The following is a 10,398-nucleotide window of genomic DNA, read 5'->3' on the forward strand; positions in this document are numbered from 1 at the left end:
CAGGTGAACGACGCGCTCCGCGGCGCGGCGGCGACCCCGCTCGCTGCGGCCGGATCGCGTGTCGATTCATCGGATGTGGTGCCGTCGGGATGGCTGATTCGCGCCCGCTGTGGCCGCAGTGGGCGGGTGCGGGATGCATTGACATCCGATGTATGTGCCTCTACGTTCCGATGCGTTTGGTTCGCCTCAGGTCCCACGCGCCACGCATGTACCGACGTACCCACACCCCGGGAGCCGCACCATGCGCATTCAGCGAAGCATCGCGGGACTCGCCGTCCTGCTCGCCGCGACCCTGGCGGCCACGGCCGCCGGGCCGGTCTCCGCCGCCCCGTCCGAGGCGCCGGCGGCCGCGGGCGCCACCGGCGCGGGGCCCGGCACGGACTACGCCCACGACGACCCCTTCACGTCCGAGCGCACCGACTGGTGGCGCCAGGACCGCTTCGGCATGTTCATCCACTTCAGCGCCTACTCCAACTGGGAGGGTGAGTACCCGCGGGCCGACGGCACCGTCTGCCGCGACGCCGAGTGGATCCAGCGCTCGTGCAAGATCCCCAGAGACGCGTACGAGAAGAAGGCGGCGACGTTCGACCCCGCCGACTTCGACGCGAAGGCCGTCGTGAAGACCGCCAAGGACGCGGGGATGAAGTACATCGTCATCACGTCCAAGCATCACGAGGGTTACGCGATGTGGCCCACGAAGGTCAACTCCTGGAACCTGCGCGACCATTCGTCCTTCGACAAGAACCGCGACATCCTCGCCGAACTGAAGAAGGCCGCCGACGACGCGGGCATCAAGCTCGGCTTCTACTACTCGATCTGGGACTGGCACGACCCGGACTTCCCGGACCCCGCGACCTTCCCGAAGTACGAGAAGCGCATGTACGCCCAGCTCAAGGAGCTCGTCGACTTCTACGACCCGGCCCTGCTGTGGTTCGACGGAGAATGGGACACCGAGGACCCGCACAACCCGTGGACCGCGCGCGACGGCGAGCGCCTGGAGGCCTACCTCCACGACCTCGACCCGGACCTCGTCGTCAACAACCGCGTCGGCAAGCGCCGCGTCGTCGACGGCGACTACGGCACCCCCGAGCAGACCATCCCCGACGCCCCGGTCGACGGCCAGCTCTGGGAGTCGTGCATGACCCTCAACGGGCACTGGGGCTATGCCCGTTACGACCAGAACTGGAAGTCCCCCGGCAGCCTCGTCCGCAACCTGCTCGCCACGTCCTCGCGCAGCGGCAACTACCTGCTGAACGTCGGCCCGGACAGCCGCGGCCGCATTCCGCGGCAGTCCGTGGACCGCCTGAAGCAGATGGGTGACTGGCTCCGCGCGGACGGCCAGGGCGAGGCCGTGTACGGGGCCCGCTACGGAGGCCTCGTCGACGAGCCGGCCTGGGGCTCGGTCAGCCGCAAGGACGACGTGCTGTACGCCGCCGTCACCGACTGGCCCGCCGCCGGACAGCCGCTGCACCTCAAGGCCCGCACCGACTTCAAGATCGCGCACGCGCGCGTGCTCGGCAGCGACCAGGAGGTCACCGTCACCCGCTCCGGCGACGGCTACGACCTCATCCCGTCCGGCGGGCCCACCAACGACATCGCCACCGTCGTCCGGCTGACCGTCGACACGGGCCCCGAGACACCCACGAGCACCGGTCACGGCCTCAAGCAGGAGATCTTCGACAACGCCACACTCAGCGGCGACCCGAAGATCACCCGCGTCGACCCGACCGTCAACCACGCCTGGAAGTACGCCGGTTCACCCGACCCGAGCATCCCCGCGGACACCTTCTCCGTCCGCTGGAGCGGCCACCTGACCGCCCCGCGCACGGAGAACTACACCCTCACCACCGTCTCCGACGACACCGCCCGCGTCTGGATCGACGGCAAGCTGGTCGTCGACGCCTCGGATCCGCACGGCCCGCGCGTCGACAAGGGGACGGTGCGCCTCACGGCCGGCACCCGGCACGCCATCCGGATCGACTACACGGAGAACACCGGCGAGGCCCACATGAAGCTCCTGTGGTCCAGCCCGGACCAGGAACAGGAGATCGTCCCGGCCCACCGGCTGACGGCGGACTGAGCCCCCGGCCGACCGGCGGACCCGGAATCCGGCCTACAGGCCGAAAACGCCCGGGTCCGCCGACAGCTCCTTGAAGACCTGCCGCGGATCCGGCACCAGCTTGCGCGCCTTCAGGTCCAGGATCCCGCCCACGGCGGACACCTCCGCCGACACCGTGCCGTCCGCCTTGCGCACCGTCTGACGCATGCGGAACGTCTTGCCCTCGCCCCACTCGAAGACACAGTCCACGTCCACCTCGTCGCCGGCCCGCAGCTCGCGCAGGTAGCGGATGGTCGTCTCCAGCGCCACCGGGCCCACGCCCCGGGCCAGCAGGTCGCCCTGCTCGATGCCGCCGTGCCGCAGCGCCGACCAGCGCGCGTGCTCCGCGTACTGGAGGTAGACCGCCTGGTTCAGATGTCCCTGGGAGTCCGTCTCGTAGCCCCGGACCTGGATGTGCACGGAGTACGGCTCGCTGTTGTGCGGATCGGTCACGATGTTCCTCTCGCCGCGCGCCCTGCGCTGCATGTCTGCCTGCCCCTGTGCCTGAGCGCTTGCTCAGGCCTCTCGACGAGGCCAACAGCCGGGACCGGCCCCGCATTCCTCGCCTCCGCCCGGAGCAGGGGATCACGCTACGTGCGTCTGGGCGAGGCGAGCAGCCAGCGCTCGCCCCGCTTCCCGGCGTGCTCGCTGACCTGCCAGCCGGCCTCGGTCAGCGTCGCCGCGCAGGCCGCGAGGCCCGCCGCGTCCGGATGGTGCACCGACACCGCCTCGGGCTGCGGCGTCGACGTCACCCGGTAACCCGGCGCCGCGGTGCTCGCCGGCTCCCGGCCCGCCGCCTCCAGGGCGAGGGCCGCCGCGTGCTCGAGCCGGCCGCGCTCCCACGCGCAGGGCCGGTCGAGCGCCCCGTCCGGATTCGTCATCCGGCGTATCTCGAGCAGTCCCTGCCAGGCCGTGCGGACCTCGCGGGTCCGCGCGGGCGAGGCCACGGCGTCCGGCTCGCCGCCAAGCCGCGCCCGGAACCGCCCGTCCCGCTGAGCCTCCGGCTCGGGTGGCGGCGGCAGCTCCGGGCCCGCCTCCCGCAGCCGGTGGCCCTCCGGGGTCAGGAAGTGGGCGTGCGGCGGCCGGGGATGCCGGAACGCCAGCTTCAGCACGACGAGCCGCGCCAGCTGGGCCTCGCTCCCCGTGATCCGGCCCGTCTCCGGATCGGCCGCGTCGATGATCCGCCGCTGGGCGGCGGTCGGCGGTCTGGTCATGGCACACCTCCTGACCACGATGGTGCACGGGAGCACTGACAACGCGGATCACGCGGATCACGCGGACAGCGCCGATCACGTCGGCAGAGCCGGCCACGCTGACGGGGCCGATCACGCCGACGGGGCCGATCACGCCGACGGGGCCGGCCGCGCTGACCGTGCCCATCACGCCGGCGGAGCCGATCACGCCGACGCGGCCGGTGATGCCGACAGGGCGGGTGATGCCGCCAGGTCCGATCACGCCGACACGGTCGGCCACGCCGACAGTGCCGACCACGCTGCCGGGGCCGTCGAGCTCTGGCTCAGGGCCGCAGGTTCCAGCCCGCGATCACCGGACGGCCGTGCTCCGTGCTGATCCGGCTCACGGTGCCCGTCGCCAGCAGGAAGTGCGCGCCCTCGGACGCCGGCAGGCCGAGGCGCCGCGCGGTCAGCACCCGCAGGAAATGGCCGTGCGCGACGAGCACGACGCTGCCCTCGTTGTTCGCGAGCGCCGCGTCCACCTTCGACAGCATCCGGTCCGCACGCGCCCCCACCTGCTCCGGCGTCTCGCCCGGATGCTCCGGCGGACCCGGCGCCACCCCGTCGTCGAACAGGAACCAGTCGGGCCGGGTGCGATGGATCTCCAGCGTCGTCACGCCCTCGTAACCGCCGTAGTCCCACTCGCACAGGTCCGGGTCCACCACGGCCTGGTCCAGGCCCGCGAGCTTCGCCGTGTCCCGGGCGCGCCGCATGGGGCTCGTGAACACCGCCCCCACGTGGTAGCTGCCGACGAGCGGCGCGACCCGGCGCGCCTGCTCCCTGCCGTTCTCCGTGAGCGGGATGTCCGTCCAGCTCGTGTGCCGTCCGTTCAGCGCCCATTCGGTCTCGCCGTGCCGGACGAGGAGCAGATCACCCAAGGTTCACGCCTGTTCATGAGGTCTCGTGCAGGTCCGGGGCCATTCTCCCCGGTCCGCGCTCCCCGGCGCGGACCGGGGAGCGCGGACCGTGATTGTCAGACCCGGCCCGTAAGGTCGTACGGGTCGTGGAGACCGGGCCGCACGGGACGCGGACCGGACGTGAGCAGTGAGCAGTGACCAGGAGGAGGTGACGTGGCGTGACACCGCCGGAGCCGCAGGCCGTGGGCGCGGAGGTCGCCGCCGTCTTCCTGCCCGCGCCCCTGCCGCGCGAGGGCCGCATCGCTCTCTGGTGCCCGGACGGCGCCGGGCCGCCCGGCGCCGACGAGGAGATCACGGTGGTGCGGCCGCACGGCACCGGCGTGCGCTCGCGCAAGGTGCCCGCGCGCGTGCTGTCCGTGGCCGACGCGCTGCCGCTGCTCCTGCGCGCCCGCCGCACCGGCGCCGCCCACCCCGCCACCGCCGCCTGGGGCGCCGCCGCCGCGCACGCCCTGCACCTGGTCGCCCGCGGCCGGATGCTGCCCGGACTCACCGCCTCCGACCACGACGCCTGGCGCGCGGGCCCGCTCGACGAGGACGACGTCGCGCAGATCCGGGGCATCGCCGCGGCCCTGCCGCCCGAGGGGTACGCGACCCCGCTCCCGGGCCGCCGCCCGCTGCGGCTGCCCGAGCCCCAGGCCCTCGTACGCGCGTTCCTCGACGCCGTCGCCGACACGCTGCCCCGCACCCCGGCCGCGGCGCACGCGGCCGGCGCGCCGTTCGCCGCGGCCGCCGCCCAGTACCTCCCGCACGCGCGCCCCTGGGCCGTCGAGGCGGCCGCCGGGCTCGACGCCGGGGTGAAGGTCTCGCTCCGGCTCGACCTCGCGCAGCACGCCCTCTTCGACGCGGCCGAGGAGGACGCCACGCCCGAGGAGGCGGGGGAGCGGCGCGCCGGAGCCGCGGTCGTCCAGGTCCACAGCCTCGCCGACCCCACGCGCGTCGTCGACGCCGCCGCCCTGTGGGCCGGGGACGCCGACGAGCACTTCGGACCGCGCGCCCGGATCGACGCCGTGCTCGCCGTGCGCCGTGCCGTCGCCGCCTGGCCGCCGCTCGGCCGCCTCCTGGAGCAGGACGTGCCCGACGTCCTCGCCCTGAGCGAGAGCGAGCTGATCGACCTCCTCGGGCCGGGCGCCGGGCGCCTCGCGCAGGCCGGTGTCGCCGTCCACTGGCCGCGCGAGCTGGCCCGCTCCCTCACCGCCACCGCCGTCGTACGGGCCCAGGCCGCGCCGGGCTCGGCGACCGACGGCACCCCGTTCTTCGACAGCGACGAACTGCTCGCGTTCAACTGGCAGCTGGCGCTCGACGGCGACCCGCTCACCGAGCGGGAGATGGACCGGCTCGCCGAGTCGCACCGCGCGGTGGTCCGGCTGCGCGACCAGTGGGTCGTCGTCGACCCCGACCTCGTGCGCAAGGCCCGCAAGCGCGAGCTGGGCCTGCTCCAGCCCGTCGACGCGCTGGCCGTCGCGCTCACCGGCGAGGCCGAGGTCGACGGCGAGCGCGTCCCCGCCGTGCCGACCGGTCGCCTCGCCGAGCTGCGCGACCGCCTCACCCGCGGCCTCGACACCGTCGAGCCGCCCCCGGGCCTCGCCGCCACCCTGCGCGACTACCAGCTGCGAGGCCTCGCCTGGCTCGACCTCATGACCTCGCTGGGCCTCGGCGGCTGCCTCGCCGACGACATGGGCCTCGGCAAGACCGTCACCCTCATCGCCCTCCACCTGCGCCGCGCCCGCCCGCACCCCACCCTCGTCGTCTGCCCCGCCTCCCTGCTCGGCAACTGGCAGCGCGAGATCGAGAAGTTCGCCCCCGGCGTCCCCGTGACCCGCTTCCACAGCAGCGCCCGCACACTCGACTCCAGCGGCTTCGTCCTCACCACGTACGGCACCGTCCGCACCCGCTCGGCCGAACTCGCGGCGCACACCTGGGGCATGGTCGTCGCCGACGAGGCCCAGCACGTCAAGAACCCGCACTCGGCGACCGCGAAGGCGCTGCGCACCATCGACGCCCCCGCGCGCGTGGCCCTCACCGGCACCCCGGTGGAGAACAACCTGTCGGAGCTGTGGGCCCTGCTCGACTGGACGACCCCCGGACTGCTCGGCCCGCTCAAGGCGTTCCGTGCCCGGCACGCGCGCGTGGTCGAGGGTGAGGTCCCGCTCCAGGGGCACGGCGGCACGGACCCGGAGGCGATCGAGCGGCTGGCCCGGCTCGTCCGCCCGTTCATCCTGCGCCGCAAGAAGTCCGACCCAGGCATCGTCCCCGAGCTGCCGCCCAAGACCGAGTCCGACCACCCGGCCCCGCTCACCCGCGAACAGGCCTCGCTGTACGAGGCCGTGGTCCGCGAGTCCATGGCGCAGATCGAGGCCGCCGAGGGCATCGGCCGCCGCGGCCTCGTCATGAAGCTGCTCACCTCCCTCAAGCAGATCTGCAACCACCCGGCGCAGTACCTGAAGGAGGCGGAGGCCGAGGACAGCAGGCCCCGGCTCGCCGGCCGCTCCGGAAAGCTCGCCCTGCTCGACGAACTCCTCGACACGATCGTCGCCGAGTTCTACGAGGGAGCGGAGCGACTTCCTCAGAAGGGCGGTGGTGGGCGACGGGAGGGCGGCTCGGGCGGTTCCGTCCTCGTCTTCACCCAGTACGTGTCCATGGCCAAGCTGCTCGCCACCCACCTGGCCACGCGTGCGATCCCCTGCCAGCTGCTGCACGGCGGCACCCCCGTCGCCGATCGCGAGCGCATGGTCGACCGGTTCCAGGCCGGTGAAGTGCCTGTCTTCCTGCTGTCGTTGAAGGCCGCGGGCACCGGGCTCAACCTCACGCGCGCGGGCCACGTCGTGCACTTCGACCGCTGGTGGAACCCGGCGGTCGAGGAGCAGGCCACCGACCGCGCCTACCGCATCGGACAGACCCAGCCCGTCCAGGTCCACCGGCTCATCACCGAGGGCACCGTCGAGGACCGCATCGCAGAACTCCTCGCGAGCAAGCGGGCCCTTGCCGACGCCGTGCTCGGCTCCGGCGAGGCCGCGCTCACCGAGCTGTCCGACCGCGAGCTGACCGACCTGGTCTCCCTGCGCAGGGACGCGTCATGAGCGCGTGGGCGAAGCACACGGTCATGAGCGCGCGGGCGAAGCGCACGGTCAGGGGCGCGCACGGGAAAGGAACCGTCATGGGCGCGCACGGGAGCCGCACCGTCATGTGCGCGCACCGGAACCGAACCGTCAGGGAAGCGCACGGGAAGCCAACAGCCTTGAGCGCGAAGGGAAGTGCCCCCTCATGAGCCCCGCCCGCGCCCGGCGCCCCGCCGCGCACGTCCCCGGCCGCGCCCGGGCCGGTGAGCAGGCGCAGGCCCGGCACACCGACACCCGCCGCACCTTCCCGCCGCTGCCGCCCCGCGCCCGGCCGAGCACCGCCTTCGCGCTCACCTGGTGGGGCAACGCGTGGGTGGACGCCCTGGAGGACACCGCCCTCGACCCGGCCCGCCTCGCCCGCGGTCGCGCCTACGCCGACCGGGGCCACGTCGACGCGATCACCGTCACGCCCGGCCGCGTCGTCGCGTACGTGCACGGCTCGCGCCCCCGCCCCTACCGGGCCGAACTGCGGCTGCGCACCCTGCCGGACGAGGCCTGGGAGCGTTTCCTGGACACCGCGGTCTCCCGCCCCGACCACATGGCGTCCCTGCTCGACAAGGACGTGCCGCACGCGCTCGCCGCCACCGCCGACCTGCTGCCCGCCGTCGACGACCTCACCCCCGAGTGCACCTGCCCGGACCGCGCGCACCCGTGCAAGCACGCGGCGGCGCTCTGCTACCAGACGGCGCGGCTCATCGACGAGGACCCGTTCGTCCTCTTCCTGCTGCGCGGCCGCGGCGAGCAGGAGCTGCTCGCCGACCTGACCCGGCGGCACGCCACGCACACGGCGCGCGAGCAGCAGGAGTCACGAGCGGAGGCCTCGGGGCCGGACCTCGACTCACGCCCCGCCCGCGACGTGTTCGCGCAGGACGCGGCCCGACTGCCCGCCCTGCCTCCGGAGTTCCCGCCGCCCGCCCACCCCGAGCGCCCGCCGTCCTACCCGCAGGCGCCCGGCGCCCCGGACCCGCTCGCCCTCGACCTCCTCGCCACGGAGGCGGCGGCCCGCGCCCACGCCCTGCTCACGACGGGCGTCGACCCGCTCGCCGGATTCACGCCGTGGCAGGACGCGGTCCGGCTCGCCGCCGCACACCCCGGCTCCGGCCTCACCGCGGCGACCCGCACCCTGTACGCGTCCCTGGCCCGAGGCACCGGCCGCACCCCCGGCGACCTCGCCCGCGCGGTCGCCGCCTGGCGTCAGGGCGGGTTCGCGGGCCTCGGCGTCCTGGAGGAGGAGTGGGACCCGCCGGCCGGGCCTTTCGACCGCGCCCGCCCCGCGCTCCTCGCCACGGGCCACCCCGAGTTCCGCCCCCGCCGCAACCGCCTGTCGACCCCGTCCCTCCAGCTCCGCCTGGGCCGCGACGGCCGCTGGTACGGCTACGAGTCCGACCCCGGCCGCGAGGACTGGTGGCCCCGCGGCGAGCCGTCCCCGGACCCGGTGGCGGCACTCGACTCGCTGCTCGGCCTCACCTGATCACCGGTCACCGGTCACCGGTGCACGGTCGGTCCGGCGCGGGTGACGAACGTGTCGAGGGCCGCCTTCGCCTCGCGGGAGCGGCGGTCGCGGTCGGCCTCGTCGGTCGCCTCGTGCATGCAGTGCGTGAACTGGAAGGCTCGCGCGGCCAGTTCGCGCAGTGCGGGGTCCGCGCAGACCAGCTGGACGCGGGTGAGCGCGGCGCGGGCGGCGATCCGGGCCTCGTAGGAGGCGAAGCGGGAGGCGTCGGCGGTGCTGCCGGGGCCGTCCTCGTGGGCCCGGTACCAGCGGTCGTTCTGGGCCCGCCGGTAGTCGTGCAGCTCTCCGGCGAACGCGCTGTAGCAGGAGATCCGCTCCTGCCGCATCTGCTCGGCCCGCGCCAGTTCGGCGCTGCGCACGGTGGCCCGCCCCTGGAAGAAGTGCGTGACCACGGACCCCAACAGCGTTCCCAGCACGGCAATCAGCGCCGCTTCCATCGCCTCGCACCCCTCGACTCACCGAACACCGGCCGGCACGAACTCAACCCGATCGGTCCCCCGCTGTCGAGTGCGGACGGGGCCTAGGGCCGGCGCAGGACGAGGGACACGTTCTGCCCGCCGAAGCCGAAGGAGTTGCTCAGCACGGCCTCCTGGGGGACGTCGCGGCGCTCCGTGACGACATCGAGTCCGATGGCGGGGTCGACGCCGGACGGGGTGAGGTTGCGGGTCGGCGGGATCACGCCGTCCCGCACGCTGAGGGTGGCGACGAGCGCCTCGATCGCGCCCGCCGCGCCGAAGAGATGGCCGAGCGCCGCCTTGGGCGCGGTCACGGTGGCGCGGCCCAGGACCTCCCGGATCGCGCGCGCCTCGGCGGCGTCACCGACCGGCGTCCCGGTGGCGTGCGCGTTGACGTGGCCGATCCGCTCCGGGGCCAGACCGGCCTGGGCGAGGGCCTTGCGCATGGCCGAGACCTGGCCGGCGCCGTCGGGGGCGGGCGCCGTGATGTGGTGGGCGTCGGCGGCGATGCCGGCCCCCGCGAGCACCGCGTGGACGCGGGCGCCGCGCGCCTCGGCGTGCTCGGCGCTCTCGAGGATCAGGACGGCGGCGCCCTCGCCGAGGACGAAACCGCTGCGGTCGGCGGCGAACGGCCGGGACGCGGAAGCGGGTTCGCCGGTGTGCCGCGACAGCGCCTGCGCCTGCGTGAAGCCCGCGACGGTGATCGGGGTGAGCGCGGCCTCGGTGCCGCCCGCGATGACGACGTCCGCCTCGCCGGCCCGGATGAGCCGGGCGCCCAGCGCGATCGCCTCGGCCCCCGAGGAGCAGGCCGAGACGGGCGTGTAGGCGCCGGCCCGGGCGCCGTACTCGATGCTGATCAGCGCGGCCGCCGCGTTCGGCATGAGCATGGGCACCGTGCGCGGCGAGACACGCCGGGTCCCGGCCGCCTCCAGGGTGTCGTCCTCCTTCAGCAGCGTCCGTACACCGCCGATGCCTGTGCCGATCGCCGCCGCGAGCCGGTCCGGGTCGGTCTGCGGGGCACCGGCGTCGGCCCAGGCCTCGGCCGCCGCGGTGAAGGCCGCCTGTTGCGA

8 protein-coding genes are annotated in these 10,398 nt (G+C 74.4%); 3 read left to right on the forward strand and 5 right to left on the reverse strand.

Going from position 1 to position 10,398, the window contains the following annotated elements:
• The first annotated feature begins 241 nt into the window (after window positions 1–241).
• Window positions 242–2,080: an alpha-L-fucosidase gene (locus ACFW9D_RS24965; RefSeq protein ID WP_384625011.1), complete on the forward strand. Its 1,839-nt coding sequence runs from the start codon at window positions 242–244 to the stop codon at window positions 2,078–2,080.
• Between the two features lie 33 nt (window positions 2,081–2,113).
• Here the strand turns inward: ACFW9D_RS24965 and ACFW9D_RS24970 are convergent, their stop codons facing one another.
• The 3 genes from ACFW9D_RS24970 to ACFW9D_RS24980 form a co-directional block, all read right to left on the reverse strand.
• Window positions 2,114–2,551: a thioesterase family protein gene (locus tag ACFW9D_RS24970; protein WP_223205888.1), complete on the reverse strand. Its 438-nt coding sequence runs from the start codon at window positions 2,549–2,551 to the stop codon at window positions 2,114–2,116.
• Between the two features lie 137 nt (window positions 2,552–2,688).
• Entirely contained in the window at window positions 2,689–3,312 is a 624-nt protein-coding gene (locus ACFW9D_RS24975) for a hypothetical protein (protein ID WP_384625014.1), read from the reverse strand.
• Window positions 3,313–3,614: 302 nt separating this feature from the next.
• The gene (locus ACFW9D_RS24980) at window positions 3,615–4,208 is read right to left on the reverse strand and encodes a histidine phosphatase family protein (RefSeq protein ID WP_384625017.1); all 594 of its coding nucleotides are present in this window, start codon (window positions 4,206–4,208) and stop codon (window positions 3,615–3,617) included.
• 197 nt (window positions 4,209–4,405) lie between these two features.
• Here ACFW9D_RS24980 and ACFW9D_RS24985 point away from each other — a divergent pair, with 197 nt between their 5' ends.
• Both ACFW9D_RS24985 and ACFW9D_RS24990 read left to right on the forward strand, forming a co-directional pair.
• Window positions 4,406–7,324 carry a DEAD/DEAH box helicase gene (locus tag ACFW9D_RS24985; RefSeq protein ID WP_384625020.1) on the forward strand — a complete coding sequence of 973 codons (2,919 nt, stop codon included), beginning with the start codon at window positions 4,406–4,408 and terminating at the stop codon, window positions 7,322–7,324.
• Window positions 7,325–7,508: 184 nt separating this feature from the next.
• Complete coding sequence (locus ACFW9D_RS24990; protein ID WP_384625022.1) at window positions 7,509–8,834, forward strand: SWIM zinc finger family protein; 1,326 nt, start codon at window positions 7,509–7,511, stop codon at window positions 8,832–8,834.
• A 14-nt stretch (window positions 8,835–8,848) separates the two neighbouring features.
• Here ACFW9D_RS24990 and ACFW9D_RS24995 read toward each other — a convergent pair whose 3' ends face one another.
• Entirely contained in the window at window positions 8,849–9,310 is a 462-nt protein-coding gene (locus ACFW9D_RS24995; protein ID WP_188336146.1) for a hypothetical protein, read from the reverse strand.
• Between the two features lie 83 nt (window positions 9,311–9,393).
• The coding region (locus ACFW9D_RS25000) for a beta-ketoacyl-[acyl-carrier-protein] synthase family protein (protein ID WP_384625026.1) at window positions 9,394–10,398 on the reverse strand (1,005 nt) is incomplete at its 5' end.

This window comes from Streptomyces sp. NPDC059524, from assembly GCF_042749255.1.
In the GTDB taxonomy this organism is placed as follows: Bacteria; Actinomycetota; Actinomycetes; order Streptomycetales; family Streptomycetaceae; genus Streptomyces; species Streptomyces xanthii.